This is a genomic window from Aminobacter sp. Y103A (assembly GCF_030294925.1).
Classification (GTDB): Bacteria; Pseudomonadota; Alphaproteobacteria; order Rhizobiales; family Rhizobiaceae; genus Aminobacter; species Aminobacter ciceronei.
This window is the reverse complement of sequence record NZ_AP017986.1, coordinates 3,701,523-3,719,610: the sequence shown is the minus strand read 5'-3', so window position 1 is coordinate 3,719,610 and position 18,088 is coordinate 3,701,523. Positions and strand designations below refer to the sequence as shown.

Sequence of the window (18,088 nt, the reverse complement as noted above, 5' to 3'; positions counted from 1 at the left end):
TGGGATTTCTCGCCACAACCAGAGGATCGGAAGATCATGCGAACCTATCGTGACGCAAAGGCGATGGCGAAGGCCATGCGCGAGGCGCTTGCCCAGAAGAACCTCGAAGTCAGCCACAGCGAGGCGCTCGAGATCGTCGCCAGACAATTCGGCGTGGAGACCTGGAACATCCTGTCGAGCAAGCTCGAGAAGGCGGAAGAGCCGACAGGCGGTGCGGTGAGTTTCACCCAGCCGGTGCCGATCTTCCGCATATTCGACGAAGACAAGGCGAGGGGCTTTTACGAGGGATTCCTCGACTGCACTTTCGACTGGGAGCACCGCTTCCACCCCGGCGCACCGCTCTATTGCCAGGTGTCGCGCGGCGACCTGAAGCTGCATCTGTCGGAGCATTCGGGCGACGCCAGCCCGGGTGCGACGGCTGTCTGCTACATGAAGGGCGTCGAGGCCTTCCAGAAGGGGCTGATTGCCAAGAACTACAAGTACAACCGCCCAGGCCTGGAGCGGCAGGACTGGGGGCTGGAGTGCCAGGTGATCGACCCGTTCGGCAACCGCATCCGTTTCATGGAAAGCGAAGACTGAGCGCTTGTCGAAGCGCCCGCGCCGACCTCGCGCGGGCGCTTTTTTCGTGGCCGCGGCGATCACGCAACAGTGAAACCAACTACATTTGCATACGTTAAACTCCCGGCCTCGGAACCAGACAGGGAGCGAGAAATGACACGACCTGCCATTACCCAGGCGATGATCGATGCCTATGACGAATACACCCACCTGACACTCGACCGGCGCGGCTTCATGGAGAAGCTGACCAGGCTTGCCGGCTCAGGCGCTGCCGCGGCGGCGATCGTGCCGTTGCTTACGACCAACCAGGCGCGGGCGGCGATCGTCGCCGACGACGACAAGCGGCTGAAGGCCGAGGACATTACCTATCCCGGTGGTGCCGGCGAAATGAAGGGCTATCTGGTCCGGCCGGCCGACGCCACAGGCAAGCTGCCGACTGTCATCGTCATTCATGAGAACCGCGGCCTCAACCCGCATATCCGCGACGTGGCGCGGCGGGTCGCGCTCGAAGGCTTCGTGGCGCTGGCGCCCGATTATCTGTCGCCGCTCGGCGGCACGCCGGCGGATGAAGAAAAGGCACGCGAAATGTTCGGCCAGCTCGATGCGGCGCAGACAGTGGCCAATGGCGTCGCCACGGTGGCGTTCCTGAAGGGCCATGAAAGCGGCAATGGCAAGGTTGGCGCCATGGGCTTCTGCTGGGGCGGTGGAACCGTCAACGCGCTGGCCGTCAACGCGCCCGATCTGGCCGCCGGCGTTGCCTATTATGGCTCCCAGCCGAAGGACGAGGCCGATATCGCCAAGATCAAGGCAGCCCTGATGCTGCATTATGCCGGCAAGGACGACCGCATCAACGCCGGCATAGACGCCTACAAGGCGGCACTGGAGAAGGCCGGCAAGGAGTTCCAACTGTTCGTCTATGACGGCGCCCAGCACGCCTTCAACAACGACACCTCGGAAGCCCGCTACGACAAGGCGGCGGCGGAACTGGCCTGGGGGCGAACGGTCAACTTCTTCAAGGAGAAGCTTGCCTGATCAGGCAAGCGGTGAAGGCGCGCGGCTGGCGCGCCTTTCGGCCGGCTCAGGCCACGCCGCGCTTGGAGCGGGCCTGGCGCAGGATGACGCGCCAGCGCAGCATTTCGATCGGGATCGGCCGGTTGTTGTTGGCGATCTCAAAAAGTTCGTTGTTGATGTTGCGAAGCGAACGCCAGAAATCATAGTCGCTGATGCGAGGGTCGCAGGCGAGTTTGTTGGCCGTTGCTTCGATGTCAGTGTGCATGCCTTGCCTCAAAGCCGTCCGGTGCCCGCCGCCGCGACTCAACTTCGCTTGCATGGGATTGTCGGAGGGCAGCGAGGGGCGATCAACGAACCTCAGGCTGTGGCGCAGGTTATAAACAGGTAAGGTTAATCGCCTGTGGCCTTGAAGCCACTATGCGGGCTTGCGTTTGATGCCGATCGAGCGACCGGCACGCTCGGGCGTCGGCAAGGCGGCATGGGCGGAGCGCATAGCGTCGAGGCTCGCCATGATGTCCTGAGGGAAGGGCGCGACCTTCGGGCCGTTCATGTCGACATGCAGCGACAGCGTCTCTGACGTCGCCGACAGCCAGCCGTCGACATGGTGCAGTTCCTGGTAGACGCGGAAGCGCTTTTCGTCGTGGTCGAGCAGGTGGAAGGTGGCGGTGACCTTGTCGCCAAGATGCAGCTCCCTGACGTAACAGACATGGATCTCGGCGGTGTAGGTGGTGAGCTTGCGATCGCGGGCATAGGCCGCGCCCAGCCCAAGCAGGTCGAGCGCTTCTTCACCGCCGCGGTCGAACAGCACGTTGTAATAGGCCATGTTCATGTGGCCGTTGTAGTCGAGCCAGGCTTTCTCGACCTCCATGACGCTCGAGACGAACGGTGCAGGCATGGACGATCCTCTTGACCTTAAAGCGCCGCGCGTCCGTCAGGACGCGCAAAGGACGCTGTTAAACTTAGGTTTGTGCATGATCCTTTCCGATAATCCCGATTTTCGGGGTCATGCACGGTGGTGCTGGACAAACTGTCGGGGCTGGCAGATTACCGCAGCATAAGGCGCCGGCAAGGCGCCAGGCTGTTCCAAACGCGGAGGAAAACATGGCTCTGAGCGACCTGAAGGCGATGGCGCGGAACGAGGAGGGGATCGCGGCTGCGCTGGGCATCCTCAAGCAGCAGTTCGGCGAGCGCTTCCAGACCGGCCAGGCGATCCGCGAGCAGCATGGCCACACCACCACCTATCTGCCCAACCAGGCGCCCGATGGCGTGGTGTTCGCCGAAAGCACAGCCGACGTGCAGGACGTTGTGCGGGTCTGTGCCGCGCATCACGTGCCGGTCATCGCCTTTGGCACCGGCACCTCGCTGGAAGGCCATGTCAACGCTCCGGCGGGCGGCATATCGCTCGACATCTCGCGTATGGACAAGGTAGTGTCGGTCAATGCCGACGATCTCGACTGCACCGTCGAAGCGGGTGTGACGCGTGAGGCGCTGAACAATTATCTGCGCGATACTGGCCTGTTTTTCCCGATCGATCCCGGGGCGAACGCCAGCCTCGGCGGCATGGCGGCGACCCGCGCCTCCGGCACCAACGCGGTGCGCTATGGCACGATGCGCGAGAACGTGCTGTCGCTCAGGGCTGTCATGGCCGATGGCAGCGAGGTCGTGACCTCGCATCGGGCGCGCAAGAGTTCGGCGGGCTACGACCTGACGCGGCTTCTCGTCGGTTCGGAAGGCACGCTCGGCATCATCACCGAGGTGACGCTCAGGCTGCAGGGCATTCCGCAGGCGATCTCGGGCGGGGTCTGCCCGTTCCCGACTGTCGAAGCGGCATGCCAGGCCGTCATCACGACGATCCAGATGGGCATTCCGGTGGCGCGGATCGAGCTGGTCAACGCGCTGCAGATGCGGGCGATGAAGAATTACTCCAAGCTCGACTATCCCGAAAGCCCGTGCCTGTTTCTCGAATTTCACGGATCCGACGCCAGCGTGGCCGAGCAGGCGGAGAGCTTTGGCGAGATTGCGACGGAGTATGGCGGCGGGCCGTTCCTGTGGACCACTGTCGCCGAGGAGCGGGCGAAATTGTGGAAGGCGCGCCATGATGCCTATTGGGCGTCGCAGACGCTCAGGCCGGGCGCACGTGCCCTGTCGACGGACGCCTGCGTTCCGATCTCCCGCCTTGCCGAATGTATCGCCGAGACAGAGGCCGACATAGCGCGGCTGGGCCTGATCGCACCGATCGTCGGCCATGTCGGTGACGGCAATTTCCACACGCTGGTGCTGATGGATCAGAACGACCCCGCCGACATCGGCAGGGCGGAGGAATTCGTCAAGAGGCTGGCCGAGCGGGCGATCTCGATGGACGGCACCTCGACCGGCGAGCATGGCATAGGCCAGGGCAAGATGGGTCTGATGGAGCGCGAGCACGGCCATGGCGTGCAGGTGATGCGGACGATCAAGGCCGCACTCGACCCGCAGAATATTCTCAATCCCGGCAAGGTGTTACCCGCGGCGGAACAATCGACAGGGCATTGACGTGGCGTGGGCGGTGCTGCTACTGCGGCGCCGTCCAACCAGGAATCTTATGCGTAGAGACTTCCATCGCTGAAGCGTCGGCCCAAGTGCCGATGAGGCCGAAAGGCCAATACAGACGCTTATGCGTCTCAGACTGCTGACAAACCCCTGGCGAGAGTTGGGGGTTTGTGATTCAGTGGGTGATGTTGAAGCGAGCCGGCCCTGAACAAACCGCACTTGAGATCGTCACGCTCGATCAACTGGTTCCAGTTGATCACCTTCTGCGCAAGATCGATGGTGTTATCGATTTCTCGTTCATCCACGATCTGACAGCGCCGCTTTACTGCGCCGACAATGGTCGCCCGCCACTCGATCCGACCTTGATGTTCAAGGCGCTGTTCATCGGCTACCTGTTCGGGGTGCGCTCGGAGCGGCAATTGGTGCGAGAGATCGAGGTCAATGTCGCCTACCGGTGGTTCCTGCGGCTGAAGCTGACGGACAAGGTGTTCGACGCCTCGACATTGTCGCAGAACCGCCGCCGGCGCTACCAGGACGAGACGATCGCGCAGGCGATCTTCGACCGCATTGTCGAGCAGGCGATCGGGGCAGGCTTGGTCGACGGCACGGTGCTCTACACCGACAGCACGCACCTGAAGGCCAATGCCAACAAGGGCAAGTACGACCTTGCCATGGTCGCCAAGTCGCGTGCCGACTACTGGGGCGAGCTCGACCGGGCGATCGATGCCGAACGGGCGTTGCACGGCCAGAAGGCGCTGAAGGAGCAGGAGCGGCAGCCTGCGGTGAAAGAGACGAAGGTCTCGCGCACCGATCCTGAGGCTGGCTATATGGTGCGCGAGGGCAAGCCGAAGGGCTTCTTTTATCTCGATCACCGCACGGTGGATGGCGGCTTCGGCATCATCACCGACACGTTTGCCACGCCGGCCAACGTGCATGACTCGATCGTCTATCTCGACCGGCTCGACCGCCAGGTGGAGCGTTTCGGCTTCGACGTCACGGCGGCGGGGCTGGATGCCGGCTATGCCACGCCAGGCATCGCCAAGGGCCTGGAGGACAGGAACATCCAGGGTGTCGTCGGCTATCGCAACCCGCCCCGGCCAAAGCCTGGCAAGATGAGGAAGGGCGCTTTCGTCCATGAGCCGGACCTTGACGGCTATCGTTGCCCGCAGGGCCAGTTGCTCACTTACGCCACCACCGATCGCGGCGGTTACCGCCACTACAGGAGCGACCCGACGATCTGCCGCAACTGTCCGCTGCTGGCGTCTTGCACATCAAACGCCAAGGCCGAGCGCACCATCACGCGCCATGTCTGGCAGGATGTCCGCGAGCGGGTCGATGCCAACCGCTTAACCGCATGGGGCAAGGCGATCTATCGACGCCGCAAGGAGACGGTCGAGCGATCCTTCGCCGATGCCAAGCAGCTCTTCGGCCATCGCTATGCCCGCTTCCGAGGGCGAACACGCGTCGCCTGCCAGTGCCTGATCGCAGCCGCCGCCCAGAACATGAAAAAGATCGCAATCAGCCTCTGGCCAAAGCCAGAACCAAGCCTCGCATGAGGCCAAAGCCGGCTCGCAACGGCACTGGCATCTGCCCCCCGACATCAATCCAAAAAAGCTCAATCAACCCACAAAACAAAACCCCGCCGAAATTCGACGGGGTTCGTCAGCAGTCTGAGACGCTTATGCGTCTTTCTCTGATACGCAAAATTCCGAGGATATTCCCATGATACACGCCCATGGCGCGACGATCCGCGCCTATTGCGCCGCCGATCGCGATCGGCTGGCTCACGTCTGGCTCGAGGCTTCGCGCATCGGCCATCCCTTCATGTCCGAGGCTGACCTGCTGGAGCAGCAGGGGCGGGTCCGCGACATCTATCTGCCCCAGGCCGAGAACTGGGTGATCGAACTCGACGGTGAGCCGGCCGGCTTCATCGGCCTGATCGAGGGCTTCATCGGCGGCCTGTTCGTCGATCCCGCAGCCCATGGCCATGGGCTCGGCAAGGCGCTGGTGCTGCATGCCGTGGCGCTGAAGGGCGCGCTCGAGCTGGAAGTCTATGCCGAGAACGAGACGGCGGTCGGCTTCTACCGCAAGCTCGGCTTCGTCGAAACGCTGAGGCGCAACGCCGACGATGACGGGCGGTTGCAGGAGGTGATCCGGATGCGCCGCCCGGCATAGCCGGCTTGACCCCGCTTTGGTTCGGGCGGACAGTCCGGGTTGCTCAGGTCTTGTTGCCTAGGTCTTGGGCAACCGGACTGTGACAGGCGAGGACCAGAAGATGGCTGTTTCCAGGAAGCAGGAAGAACGAGCCCTCAGCGAAGACGAGTGGAAGCTGGTGCAGAACTCGCACCACCCGGTGGTGCAGGATCTCTCGGATGCCGAACTGCGCGACCTGCTGAAGGCGGTGCGCGAACGACGCGACAGGGCGCAGGGCGAAGCCAACCGCAAGCGCCGCGAGATGCGCGGCAAGGCAGCCGCCAAAGGCGCGCAGCCGGCGACCAAGGATCACGGCACCAAGGCAAAGCTCGGCGTGCTGGCGATGAGCATGCGCCGGCTCAACGGCGAACATGAGCGGCGGCGGCAATTGGCGGCGCGCATCGATCTCGTCGAGAACGCGCGCCACGCACTGGCGCTGAGCAAGGAAAAGAAGCCGGCCCGCGCCGCCGATTTCAACACCCGACAGGCGCATCTCGGCATGCGGGCGGTGGACAACGCCAAGGCCAAGAGCCTGGTCAGGCCGATGGAACGTGGGCGCCTGCGCAAGGCAGCGGCAGTAGCCCAGGCCAAGCGCGACTCAAAATAGCGGAGATTCAGGTGGGGCCGGCCTGCAAATGCCGGACACCTGCGCTTCCGTACTCGCGTACCCGAATGTACGCTCCGTTCCGGTTCTCGGTCTCCACCATTTTCGGCTCGGCCTGACCTGAATCTCCGCGTCTTCGTTGGTCCGCTTGCAGGGACGGCGACGAATGCCGTGATGACGCGGCGCGACCGTTTTTCACGGGACAGGTTGCCGGGCGGCGTTGACGTGCTGCAGCGCACAGCCCAACATGCCACCAAATGACCACGCTCCTGCGCTTAGTCGCCTGGGACGCATGAAAGATTTGCCCAGAGGCAATGCTCGCACGCCTGTTTGTCATATTCGGTGGACTTTTCGTGCTGGCGCTGTGTGCGGCGCTGGTGGGGCCGTATTTCATCGACTGGTCGGGCTACAAGGCCGATTTCGAGCGCGAGGCCAGCGCAATACTCGGCCGCAAGGTTGCGGTGCAGGGAGAGGTGACGGCGCGCATCCTGCCGTTTCCATCGGTGACCTTCTCGGACGTCACCGTCGGCGGCGGGGCCGGCGGCAACGATGCGATGACCGTCGAGACGTTTTCGATGGATGCGGAGCTCGCGCCGCTGCTGAGCGGCGAGTTCCTGATCTACGACATGCGGCTGGTGCGGCCGAAGGCGATCATCGATGTCGCCGCCGACGGCGTCGTCGACTGGGCGATCCGCCCGTCTGCGCCGTTCGACGCCAGGCAGATCTCGATCGAAAAGCTGACCATCACCGAGGGACAGGTGCGGCTGCGCCGCGCCGCCAGCGGGCGCGACCACCTGTTGTCGGAGATCAACACCGAGGTCTCGGCAAAGTCGCTCGCCGGGCCGTGGCGCGTCGACGGTTCGCTGCGCGTCGACGGGCTGAAAACCCAGCTTTCGGTGTCGACCGGCTCCGTCGATCCGGCTGGACAGATGCGGCTCAGGATACGCGCGACGCCCGATCGCTACGGCGTGGTCATCGAAGGCGACGGCAATGCCTCGATGGACAAGGGCAAGGCCCTCTATGCCGGCGGCTTCACCGTGATCGAGGCGCAGCCTGAGCCCGTGGCCACGGCCGAAGGCGAAAAGCCGAAGGCGCCAGTCAAACCAGTTGAACCCGGCTTTCGGGTAAAGGGCAAGTTCGCGCTCGACCATGCCCGACTGGGCGTGGAGGAGTTCCGCTTCGAAAGCGGGCCACTTGAGGATCCCTATACCGCCGAAGGCACGGGCGAGGTCGATCTCGGCGCCAACCCGCATTTCACCATTACGGCCAATGGCGCCCAGGTGCGTTTCGACGAAGCGGTTGGGGGTGATCAGACCGGCACCGGCTTTTCGGTTTCCGAACGGCTGACGGCGCTTGAAAAGGTACTGGTCGACTTGCCGCGGCCGACGATCCCCGGCACCGTCGACGTCGACCTGCCCGCGGTCGTCGCCGGCGACACCACGGTGCGCGACGTCAAGATGTCGGCGCAGCCGGGCGAAGGCGGCTGGGTGCTGAAGTCGCTGGCTGCGACCTTGCCCGGCCGCACGCGACTCGAGGCCGACGGTTTCCTGCGCACCGAAAACACGCTCGGCTTCGACGGCCAGATGCTCTTGGCCGTGGGCCAGCCCTCGGGCTTCGCCGCCTGGGTCGCCAAGGATGTCGATGAGGCGGTGCGCAAGCTGCCGGCGGCGGGCTTCAAGGCCAAGGTGAGGCTGACCCGCGAGCAGCAGACATTCGATGCCGTCGAGCTGATCCTCGGCAAAGCCAAGTTCACCGGCGAGCTGGACAGCATGCTTCCCGACGATGCCAGGGCGTCGATGACGATGAAGCTCGACGGCGGCGAGCTCGATCTCGACGGGTTGCGCGCCTTTGCCTCGCTGTTCGTGACCGACCAGGGCGCCAACCGCTTCAGCGACGCCGACCTCGATCTCGCGGTGAAGGCCGGGCCGGTGAATTTCGCCGGCCTCAGCGCCGAAACCGTCGATACCGCGCTCAGGCTGCGCGAGGGCGTGCTGGAAATCGACAAGCTGTCGGTCGGCGGACTGGCAGGCGCCTCGCTCAGTGCCACCGGGCGGATCAAGGATTTTCCCAAGGCGCCGACCGGCAATCTCGACGCCTCGGTGATATCAGTCGACCTCGCGCCGCTGGTCGCGCTGGCAGCTAAACAGACGCCCGAGAACCGGCTGCTGAACGAGCTGGCAACCCGTGCTGCGGCCTATCCCGGCCTGCTGGCTGACGCGCGCATCGACTTCGTCGCCAGTGCCGTCGACAATGGCGACAAGACGACGAGCATTGCGCTCAGCGGGCAAGGCGAGGCCGGCGGCTCCGATCTTCTGGCGACGCTGTCGGCGCAGGCGATATCGAGCGCGCTTGCCAGCTCGCAGCTGAAGCTCGAATTCTCCGCCCGCAACGAGGATGCGACCAGCCTGCTGGCGCTGGCCGGCCTGCCGGTGCTGCCGCTCGGCGTGACCGGCCCGGGTGAGCTAGCCATTGCCGCGAAAGGTGCCGTGCAGAATGGCCTCGACGTGACCGCAAGCCTCAAAGGTGACGATTCTTCGGCCGGCTTCACCGGCACGGTGGCGGTGCGCGACGGCCTGCCCAGCCTGACGGGCCGGGCGACGCTGCAGGCTGCCGACCTGGAGCCGTGGCTGATGACCTCGGGCGTGAGCCTGCCGGGCATGGGCACCGGCACCGAGGTGGAGCTCGCCGCAGATGCCAGCCTTGCCCAAGGCGTTCTTGCGCTCGACAGGCTCGACGGCACCGTCAACCAGGGTGCGGTGGTCGGCAATCTCAAGGCCGAGCTGAACGAGGGGCTGCCGCATCTCAGCGGTTCGCTGACGCTTGACGAACTGAATCTCCGGCCGTTCGCCGAAATGACCCTGGGCGTCGCGGCGCTGGAAAGCGGCAACGGCGGGTGGCCTACGGCGGCATTCGCGCCGAAACCGATTGCGCCCTTCAGCGCTGACCTCGAAATCATCGCCGGCACACTTTTGGCCGAACCGCTGGCGACCGCCAATGATGCGGTGCTGGCGTTGCAGATCGACAGCCAGGCGCTCAGGCTGTCCAACATCAAGGCCAAGCTGTATGGCGGCGACCTTGGCGGACTTGTCGAACTCAAGAACAACGATGGCACGGCCTTCGTGTCGGGCCAGTTGAAGCTCGACGGCGCCGATGTCGCTGCGGTCCCGGTGGCCAGCGATATCGGCGGCAAGGGCAATTTTTCGGCGACGCTTTCAGGCAGCGGCAAATCGGTCGAGGGCCTTGTCGCCTCGCTGGCCGGGTCGGGCACGGCCGATATTGACGGGCTCGTCCTGCCCGGCTTCAACCCCGACGCGTTTGCCGCGCTGATCGCCAAGGCCGACGCGCTTGGCCGAGATATCAATGCGGCGCGCGTCGCAGAATTCGCGCCTGACCTGGCCGGCGAGGGCAGTTTTGCCGCCGGGAAGGCCGACATCGCGTTTACCGTTGCCGGCGGCATCCTGCGGGCGCCGCCACTGACGTTGAAAAACCCGGCTGCGATGCTGAACGCCGATTTGCGCACCGACCTCAACGCCGGTGTGATCTCGGCCAATGGCTCGATCACATACGCGCCCGGCAAGGAGCAGCTGGTCGGCTCGGAGCCGGCGATGAACTTCCAGATCGACGGCGAGCCGGGTGCGACGGTCAAGCTGTTCGACAGCGCGCCGATGGCGCAGTTCCTGACCCAGCGCGCCCTGGAAAAGGAACAGGCCCGCGTCGAGGCGATGCAGGCGGTGTTGCTGGAAAAGCAGCGGCTACGACGCGAGACGCGGTATTTCGCAGCACTCCAGGCCGAGCGCGAGCGTATCGCCGAAGAGGCGCGGCTTGCCGAGGAGGCGCGGATCCGGGCCGAGGAAGAGGCCAAGGCGAAAGCCGAGGCCGAAAGGCTGAAAGCCGAAGAGGAAGCCAAGGCAAAGGCGGAAGCGGAACGCTTGCGCGCCGAAGAAGAAAAACGCGCCGCGGAAGCCGCCGCGAAGGCCAAAGCCGAGGCGGACAGGGAAACGGCGCGCCAGGAAGCTGAGAAGGCACGCCAGGCAGCGGAAGAAAAGTTGCGGCACGAGGCCGAGCAGAAGGCGAGGCGCGAGGCTGAGGCTGCCAAGCCCAAACCAGCGGCTGAGATCGAGCGGGCGCCGTTGCCGGAAGTCCGGCCAATGGATGCGCCAGTCGACGCCGTGCCGGCGCCACCCGCCGATGCGCCGGTGAAGAAAAAGCTCGAACCGCTCAGTCTCGACGATTTCTTCAAGTCGCTGCAGAGCCAATAGGCAGGCGATGCTGGCCCGATGTGGTGGCGCTGTCGCGCCAGCCCGCCCTCTGCCTTTTCAGAACCTCGTTGATGCCTGTGCTCCAGCCTTTGGCAGTGGCCTTTGACTGGGCAATGACATCGGGATCGAGGCGGATGGAGACGACGCGCCTCAGGTCTGTCTCACGCCGCGCTTGGCTTGCTCCAGCACGAACAGCCTGAGCGCGGAGGAAAGGTTTGCCTCGCGCGGGCGCTGGGTGTCGACTTCGGCGACGAGGGCGGCCAGCGTCATGTCGCGCGCCGCCGATATGGCCAAGAGGTCGTCGTAGAACGGCTTTTCGAGCGAATAGCTGGTGCGGTGGCCGCGGATCGTCACCGAGCGCTTTTCGACCAGGCTCACCGGTCGGATTTCTCTGGATCGCGCTCGCGGCGATGGTCGTCGACGAATTTGTCGGCGCGCTCCGAGGTCAGTTGGTCGCGCTGTTTTTCGGCCTTGGTGCGACCGTGCAGGGCGCGGTTGCGGTCGGCAAGCGTCTCGCGCTCGGCCCGTGCCTTCTGTTTCTTGAACTGGCGAAGATTGACGATGTCGGCCATGCGACCTCGTCCTGGCTACTTCTTGCGGAACGCGTCGAGCGATACGACATCCGCGCCCTTGCCGTGAGCGGGCTCTTCGACGGCTTCCTTCTCAGTCGCGTCGGCTTTCTTTTTGGTCGCAGGCTTGCGCTCGGCAGGCTTGACCACCGCGATCGGCTCCGGCTTGGCGGCAACCTCTTCGGGGGCTGCAGCTGCTTCGGCCTTGACCTCGAATTCGAGTTCGAAGTTGACCGAGGGATCGTAGAAGCCGCGCACGGCAGAGAAGGGGATTTCGAGCTTCTCCGGAACATCCGAGAAGGACAGGCCGACCTCGAAGCCGGTATCGGTGACCTTGAGGTCCCAATACTGGAACTGGATGACGATCGTCATCTGTTCGGGATAACGTTCATGCAGGCGCGAGGAGATGCGCACGCCCGGCGCGCCGGTCATGAAGGTGATGAAGAAATGGTGGTTGCCCGGCAGGCCGGTGCGCGCGACTTCCGCCAGGACCTTGCGCATGACCCCACGCAGTGCCTCCTGGGCGAGAATGTCGTAGCGGATCTGGTCTTCGGCCATATGTAGATGCGGGTCCGATTGAATCGTCTCCCTACCTGTAATCAAGCTTTTGGCCGGCGTAAACCGGATATAACGCGGTATGGAATGTTTGGGATTCGAGCAGGCGCCACGATGCCTGCCGCAGGTCCGGACGGCCGTCCATTCCCTAGGAATCAGACCGGGCGCGGCTTGCCGTAGGCGCGCAGGAAACAGCGCACGGCATTGCTTGCTGCTGTGCGCAGTTGTTCTTCCGAGACGGTGTCGCCGAAGATCAGCGCCATCTGCAGATCGGCATTGACCAGCGCCAGGAACTGGCGCGCTGCGACATCGGGATCGTCGAGATCGAGCCAGCCTGACAAAGCGAGGCGGGCGAATCGCGCGGCAAGGGCCGCCCAGGTCTTGGCCGGGCCATGTTCACGCCAGCCGGCAAACAATTCGGGATAACGCTCGCCTTCGGTCTGCAGCAGCTTGCGCAGGAATTTGCCGTCGCGGTTGCACATGCAGTTCTGGTTGAGCCGCACGGCGAACTCGACGAGCTCGGCCTCGAGGTCGATCGGCTTGTCGGGGAAGGTGGCCAGAGTTTCGAACACACCAGCGTTGATGCGTTCGGTGATTTCCCGGACTACCGCGACGAGCAGGTTCTCCTTGTCGCCATGGTGGTTGTAGACGGTCTGGCGCGACACGCCGGCCTCGGCGGCGATGAGGTCGATGTTGGCGCCGGCGAAGCCCTCGCGGCAGAAGACGCGTGCAGCGGCGTCGAGGATCGAGAGCCGCTTGGCGGTGTGGCTGCGGGCGACCGCAATGTCAGGAGCGATGGCAGGTGTCATGGAATTTTTATATACAGGTGATTGACGATTTGGACAAGTCTGTCTAAAAAACTGGACGCAATGGCGAGATGCCGGTTCGGGAGGAGTCGGAATCTCATGTTGCCAAACGTCCTTGGATTACACGTCGCCGTGGCTTCACGGCGGGAACCCGATCCGAAAGAACCACATCATGACACCCCAATTTCTCCGCGTAGCGGTCGTGCTCGGCCTTTTGTCGGCCATCGGCCCGTTCGCCATCGACATGTATCTTCCCGCTCTGCCGACGATCGGCGCCGATCTCAACGCCGGCACCGCGGCCGTGCAGATGAGCCTGCTTGTCTTCTTCCTGGCCATGGGTCTGGCGCAGATCGTCGTCGGCCCGATCTCCGACATGATAGGCCGCAAGGCGCCGCTCTATATCGGCCTGGTGCTGTTTGCCATTGGCGGCCTTGGGGCGGCGCTTGCGCCCAATATCGAATGGTTGATCTTCTTCCGCGTCATCCAGGGCCTGGGTGCCTCTGCCGGCATGGTGGTGCCGCGCGCCATCGTGCGTGACCTGCATACCGGCACCGAAGCGGCGCGGCTCATGTCATTGCTGATGCTGGTGTTTTCGGTGTCGCCTATCCTTGCGCCGCTGACCGGTTCGCTTGTCATCGAAGGCTTTGGCTGGCGCGCCGTATTCTGGGTGGTGACTGCTGCTGCAGTACTTGCCATCGTGCTGTTGTCGACGTCGCTCAAGGAAACGCGCCCCGTCGAGCATCGCGCCGAAAGCTCGGTCGGCAGCGCGCTCAGCGGCTACCGCTTCCTGCTCGGCGACCGCAACTTCCTCGGCCTGACCTTCATCGGCGGCTTCGGCATTGCCAGCTTCTTCGTCTATCTCGCCAATTCGTCCTTCATTCTGATCGACCATTACGGCCTGTCGCCGTCGGTCTACAGCGTGTTCTTCTCGATCAACGCGGTAGCCTTCATCGGCATGTCGCAGCTGACCGGCTTGCTGACCGAGCGCTTCGGCCTGCACCGGGTGGTGCGGGTGGCAGTGGTCGGCTACGCCACGATGATGGTCATTCTGCTGGCGGTGTTTTCCGCAGGCGTCGACCGCCTCGACGTACTGGCCGTGCTTCTGTTCATCGGCTACGGCTTCCTCGGTCTCGTCATCCCGACGACCTCGGTGCTGGCGATGGAAGAGCATGGCGAAATCGCCGGAACGGCATCCGCACTGATGGGCACGCTGCACTTTGCCACCGGCGCCGTCGCCATGGCGGTGGCTGGCCTCTTCTTCGACGGAACGCCGCTGCCGATGGTGTTCGGCATCACCATCTCCGCCGTCGTCGCCTTCGCGCTGGCGCAGGTGACGCTCGGCCGCAGGCGCGAAACGGCCGTCGGCGCGCCGGCGGAGTGAGTTTTGTCGAGGCCGGGCATCCGCCCGGCCTCGTTTCACATCATCGTGACGCAGGTCAGGCGCTGTCGCCGTCGCCTCACAAAGCCTCGATATCGTTTGTTTACACTCGGCCGGTAAGTCGTTGCGAAGACACCGGAAGCAGAACCGAGACGTCGAGGCGACAAAAGATCTTGAAATTCATCCCTTCCGTCCTGTTGCTGTTGTTTGCGGCAACGTTCCTGTGCATCTGGCTGCTCGATCGCCGAAACAGGCACTTGCTGCTGTTTGCGCTGGCGTTCCTGACGATCAGTGCCGCAACCGTCGTCCAGTTCGCGCTGTGGCCGGCCGACGTCGGCTACAACACCATTGCGTGCGCGGTGCTTTATTCGGCGGCGCCGCTCTTTCTTGTGCAGGGCGTGCTGATGCGCTCGGGCAAATCGATGGCACGGGCCGAGCAAGCGCTGTGGTTCGGCGGCATCGTCGCCATCCTAACCTTCTTCTATTACGTCCACAACGATCTCGCCGTCCGCGTCTATGCCCTCAATTTCGGCATGGGCGGCATTTTGCTGAGCGGGGCGTGGAAGCTCAGGCATCTCGTGCTCGGCAATGTCGTCGACCGGGGCATGCTGTGGCTGCTGCTGGGCCTGGGGGCGACCTTTGTCGGCCGTACCCTGCTGACGGGCGGTACGGTGCCGAGCCGCGATGTCGATGCCTTCTTCCAGTCCGCCTTCTAGGTCTGGGCGCAGTTTGCCATGTCGGTGCTGGGCGTGGCGATGGGGCTTGCGTTGGTGGTCGTCGCCTGTGCCGACGTCATTCTGGCGCTGAAGGCGGAGCGCGACAGCGATCCTATGACCGGGCTGCTCAACCGCCGCGGCTTGCAGGGCAAGACCCAGCGCCTGTTCGCCAAGGGCGTAGGCAAGCCGTTGAGCATCGTCGCCTGCGACATCGACCGATTCAAGTCGATCAACGACAGCTTCGGCCATGCCGGCGGCGATGTCGTGCTGTCGAGCCTTGCCAGGGTCATCAAGTCGAAACTCAAGGCGGGCGACATCGCGGCACGCACCGGCGGCGAGGAATTCGTCATCGTGTTGAACGATGCACCGGTGGACGATGCCTTCGGCCTGGTCGAGACGCTGCGCCGGGAGATCGCGAATGTGCGATTTGCCGGCATGCCCGGCGATTTCGCGGTGACATGCAGCTTCGGCATCGCCAAGCTGCATGCCGGAGAGGGCCTCTGGGACGCCATCGGCCGCGCCGACAAAGTGCTCTATGCCGCCAAGCGGGCAGGCCGCAACCGCACCTTCGCCGAAGGGCTGCAACTGCCGCACGCGGCGTGATTCGTCACGCCTGACGGACGTTTTCGAGAATGAAAGCGAGACGGTCTTCGACCGGTGCCGTGGGGACCTCGACAAGATCATAGCCGCAGGCAGCGTAGGTCGCGACCATGCTGGCATGGGTGCGCCGCGCCTCGTCCTCGTCCTGCCTGCGCTCGTTGTCCTGGGTGAAGATCTCGGGCCAGTGCGGCAGGACGAACACCTTGCGGTTGTAGCGAAATTCCCGGGCCGCCTGTTCGATATGGATCGGTACCGGCAGGCCGACGAGCCTGAGATAACCAATGACATCAGGGACGCCCCGATCGAAGAACGCCGGGCCGGGCGTAGCCTCGGCGATGGTATGCGAGCGCATTTCCCATGACAGCATGAGCTCGGCGAACAGCGCGCGGTCATGCCAGGGCAGGGCGGTGCCGGATATTGCGGCCTGGTCGCGGATGATGCTGCGACCGGCTTCGACCGAAGTGGCGTGGCCGGCTGCGGCAAGGCGTTCGATCAAGGTCGTCTTGCCCGATCCGGGGCCGCCGGTGAGCACGAAGAAGCGGTTGGAATTGCGAGGCATGTAGGTCTCCGGATGGAACGGGACCGGCCATGGCAGGCCGACGCTGCAGGGGTCGGCCGGAGCGCGTCTCGGGCACCCGTCAGGACGCGCGGCGCACCGGCAAAAAAACAGGCAACGGCAAACCGGCATTGGCCGGCGATGACAATGTCTTGGGAGATTTTGATCTTGGAAGATTTTGGGGGAGAGAAGTGGAGGTTTCTGTTGCCAGGTACCTCCGAACCCCGCCTAGAAGTGCGAACCTCTAGGGCTTAATTTGAAGCTATCGCACTGCATTAAGCAGCGAGACGTGCTTCCGCATAGTTGTCGTTTGCAACTACAAGTTTAGCCCGATAACGGTGGTACAATGCCGGGCAAAAGTCCGATCTTTACACCCTCGTCGATCCTATTTCGCCCCCAGCAAAAATCGTCGTTCGACTGTGCGACGACTTTTGGTGGAGGCGCCGGGTACCGCCCCCGGGTCCGAATGGCTTATTTCATCGGCAGTTTATCGCCATAGTCAGTCAAGCTGACGACCCCAATATAGGGAGGCCGGCTGCAAAATGGAAGGTGGGAACGGCAAGTCCTAACAGCCATTCGCAACAGATTCATGAAGCCACGCGAATACGCAGGGTTGACTCGCGTGATGCGCGAACCGAAGCTTCGGCCCGCTGGGGATGCCCGTGAAGTACCTGAACCGGTCTAAGCCGGGCCCCTGCGGGAGATGAGATCAATTCGTCGACGAGGGGAGTTCACATGACCGACTATCTTGCAGACGTGAAGAAGTACGACGCCGGCGCCAAGGAAGAGGTGGTGACCAAGATCGTCAAGCACCTGGGCATCGCGCTCCGGAACCGCGACTCTTCGCTTGTCTCGTGCACCGACCCCAAGGAACTCGATCGCATAAAAGCCGGCTGGATTGCCAAGAAGCTCGGCGTCGAGGATGCGAAGAAGGCGGACGGCGCGCTGGAAAAGGTCTGCAAGGCGATGTCGGCCGACAACACCAAGAACCGCGTGACGTTCTATTACCTTGTGGCCAAGGAACTGGGCAAACTCGGTTCGCTCTGAGCTGTCTTTCCGGCAAGTCCATCTGCTGGCCAATCATTAGCCTGACCCTGACCGGATCACCTGATTGTGTAGCGAGGCGCCCGGCAGATGGGGCCGCGGGCTGCTATGATAATGGTGGCTTGTCGAGGGAAACCGGCGATGGACAGACGCCGTCTCATTCTGACCGCAATGTTTCTGCCGCTCGCCGTGAGCGGGGCCCTCGGACCGGGCGTCGCGCGAGCGAAACAGGCTATGGTTTACACCGGTAAACCGCCCGGTGTCGGCGCGAGCGGCTATGACGTGGTCGCTTATTTCACCGCCGGCAAGGCGACCAAGGGGTTGCCTGCGCACGTCGCGGTGCATGACGGCATCACCTATCGCTTCGCCAGTGCCGCCAACCGGGGGACGTTCCTGCGGTCTCCGGCTCGATACCTGCCGCAATATGGCGGCTATTGCGCCTATGCCGTCAGCCAGGGTGCAACCGCTTCCTCAGACCCGAATGCCTGGACAGTGGTGGGCGACAAGCTTTACCTCAACTACTCCAAAAGCGTTCGCTCGTTGTGGCGGCAGGATGTCGAGGGCAACATTGCAAAGGCTGAGAGGAACTGGCCTGGCGTGCTGAAATAGGATCGGACGAGCGACCAGCCGCGTGTCCCGGCGTTTGCCGGGGCAGCGGAATGGGCTACGCTTGCGGCCAGCGAATCTCGCCAATCCGACCGGACGTCCTT

General features: G+C 63.7%; 20 protein-coding genes and 1 other RNA gene. 12 read left to right on the top strand and 9 right to left on the bottom strand.

Translation table 11 applies throughout. The annotated features are described in order from the left end of the window. Positions 1-36: 36 nt before the first annotated feature. Positions 37-579 (top strand): glyoxalase superfamily protein, encoded by a 543-nt coding sequence (locus tag Amn_RS18330; RefSeq protein ID WP_182575658.1) that lies wholly within the window; start codon positions 37-39, stop codon positions 577-579. A gap of 132 nt (positions 580-711) precedes the next feature. Then, positions 712-1,590: a dienelactone hydrolase family protein gene (locus tag Amn_RS18325; protein WP_246340995.1), complete on the top strand. Its 879-nt coding sequence runs from the start codon at positions 712-714 to the stop codon at positions 1,588-1,590. Positions 1,591-1,636: 46 nt separating this feature from the next. On the opposite strand, the gene Amn_RS18320 is transcribed toward Amn_RS18325, so the two are convergent. Both Amn_RS18320 and Amn_RS18315 read right to left on the bottom strand, forming a co-directional pair. After that, on the bottom strand, positions 1,637-1,834 hold the full coding sequence (locus Amn_RS18320; protein ID WP_067960475.1) for a hypothetical protein: 198 nt from the start codon (positions 1,832-1,834) through the stop codon (positions 1,637-1,639). 150 nt (positions 1,835-1,984) lie between these two features. Next, a complete protein-coding gene (locus tag Amn_RS18315) occupies positions 1,985-2,464 on the bottom strand; it encodes a thioesterase family protein (RefSeq protein WP_246340996.1) in 480 nt (159 codons plus the stop codon). 206 nt (positions 2,465-2,670) lie between these two features. Here Amn_RS18315 and Amn_RS18310 point away from each other — a divergent pair, with 206 nt between their 5' ends. From Amn_RS18310 to Amn_RS18290, 5 genes are all read left to right on the top strand, one after another. Then, on the top strand, positions 2,671-4,101 hold the full coding sequence (locus Amn_RS18310) for an FAD-binding oxidoreductase (RefSeq protein WP_182575659.1): 1,431 nt from the start codon (positions 2,671-2,673) through the stop codon (positions 4,099-4,101). Positions 4,102-4,283: 182 nt separating this feature from the next. Beyond that, complete coding sequence (locus tag Amn_RS18305) at positions 4,284-5,654, top strand: IS1182 family transposase (protein WP_185910302.1); 1,371 nt, start codon at positions 4,284-4,286, stop codon at positions 5,652-5,654. 166 nt (positions 5,655-5,820) lie between these two features. Continuing rightward, complete coding sequence (locus Amn_RS18300) at positions 5,821-6,273, top strand: GNAT family N-acetyltransferase (protein WP_067960483.1); 453 nt, start codon at positions 5,821-5,823, stop codon at positions 6,271-6,273. 100 nt (positions 6,274-6,373) lie between these two features. Then, positions 6,374-6,898 carry a hypothetical protein gene (locus Amn_RS18295; RefSeq protein ID WP_182573506.1) on the top strand — a complete coding sequence of 175 codons (525 nt, stop codon included), beginning with the start codon at positions 6,374-6,376 and terminating at the stop codon, positions 6,896-6,898. 311 nt (positions 6,899-7,209) lie between these two features. Beyond that, positions 7,210-11,154, top strand: coding sequence for an AsmA family protein (locus tag Amn_RS18290; RefSeq protein ID WP_182573505.1), 3,945 nt, complete (start codon positions 7,210-7,212; stop codon positions 11,152-11,154). Here Amn_RS18290 and Amn_RS18285 read toward each other — a convergent pair. The 5 genes from Amn_RS18285 to Amn_RS18265 all read right to left on the bottom strand — a co-directional run bounded on the left by Amn_RS18285 (position 11,132) and on the right by Amn_RS18265 (position 13,087). Continuing rightward, on the bottom strand, positions 11,132-11,290 hold the full coding sequence (locus Amn_RS18285; protein WP_348640628.1) for a BrnA antitoxin family protein: 159 nt from the start codon (positions 11,288-11,290) through the stop codon (positions 11,132-11,134). The two genes, Amn_RS18290 and Amn_RS18285, sit on opposite strands and share 23 nt — an antisense overlap. Positions 11,291-11,304: 14 nt before the next feature. After that, the gene (locus Amn_RS18280; protein WP_067960490.1) at positions 11,305-11,532 is read right to left on the bottom strand and encodes a ribbon-helix-helix domain-containing protein; all 228 of its coding nucleotides are present in this window, start codon (positions 11,530-11,532) and stop codon (positions 11,305-11,307) included. Continuing rightward, positions 11,529-11,726 (bottom strand): DUF4169 family protein, encoded by a 198-nt coding sequence (locus Amn_RS18275; RefSeq protein WP_154386667.1) that lies wholly within the window; start codon positions 11,724-11,726, stop codon positions 11,529-11,531. Before Amn_RS18275 ends, Amn_RS18280 begins: the two co-directional genes overlap by 4 nt. 15 nt (positions 11,727-11,741) lie before the next feature. Then, entirely contained in the window at positions 11,742-12,281 is a 540-nt protein-coding gene (locus tag Amn_RS18270) for an SspB family protein (protein ID WP_067960496.1), read from the bottom strand. Between the two features lie 152 nt (positions 12,282-12,433). Further along, entirely contained in the window at positions 12,434-13,087 is a 654-nt protein-coding gene (locus tag Amn_RS18265; RefSeq protein ID WP_067960499.1) for a TetR/AcrR family transcriptional regulator, read from the bottom strand. 169 nt (positions 13,088-13,256) lie between these two features. Between Amn_RS18265 and Amn_RS18260 the strand changes: the two genes are divergently transcribed. From Amn_RS18260 to Amn_RS18250, 3 genes are all read left to right on the top strand, one after another. Then, a complete protein-coding gene (locus Amn_RS18260) occupies positions 13,257-14,465 on the top strand; it encodes a multidrug effflux MFS transporter (protein WP_067966336.1) in 1,209 nt (402 codons plus the stop codon). A 170-nt stretch (positions 14,466-14,635) separates the two neighbouring features. Continuing rightward, positions 14,636-15,178: a hypothetical protein gene (locus tag Amn_RS18255; RefSeq protein WP_286290864.1), complete on the top strand. Its 543-nt coding sequence runs from the start codon at positions 14,636-14,638 to the stop codon at positions 15,176-15,178. Between the two features lie 18 nt (positions 15,179-15,196). Beyond that, positions 15,197-15,781, top strand: a complete 585-nt coding sequence (locus tag Amn_RS18250; protein ID WP_286290863.1) for a GGDEF domain-containing protein — start codon at positions 15,197-15,199, stop codon at positions 15,779-15,781. 4 nt (positions 15,782-15,785) lie between these two features. Here the strand turns inward: Amn_RS18250 and Amn_RS18245 are convergent, their stop codons facing one another. Together Amn_RS18245 and ssrA are read right to left on the bottom strand one after the other, a co-directional pair. Beyond that, complete coding sequence (locus Amn_RS18245) at positions 15,786-16,337, bottom strand: AAA family ATPase (protein ID WP_154386664.1); 552 nt, start codon at positions 16,335-16,337, stop codon at positions 15,786-15,788. Between the two features lie 187 nt (positions 16,338-16,524). Further along, positions 16,525-16,886: a transfer-messenger RNA gene (gene ssrA, locus Amn_RS18240) on the bottom strand. A gap of 183 nt (positions 16,887-17,069) precedes the next feature. On the opposite strand from ssrA, the gene Amn_RS18235 reads away from it, so the two are divergent. Both Amn_RS18235 and Amn_RS18230 read left to right on the top strand, forming a co-directional pair. Continuing rightward, positions 17,070-17,381 carry a DUF2853 family protein gene (locus Amn_RS18235; protein ID WP_067960504.1) on the top strand — a complete coding sequence of 104 codons (312 nt, stop codon included), beginning with the start codon at positions 17,070-17,072 and terminating at the stop codon, positions 17,379-17,381. 138 nt (positions 17,382-17,519) lie between these two features. Next, positions 17,520-17,987 (top strand): YHS domain-containing (seleno)protein, encoded by a 468-nt coding sequence (locus tag Amn_RS18230; RefSeq protein WP_154386663.1) that lies wholly within the window; start codon positions 17,520-17,522, stop codon positions 17,985-17,987. Positions 17,988-18,088: the final 101 nt, after the last annotated feature.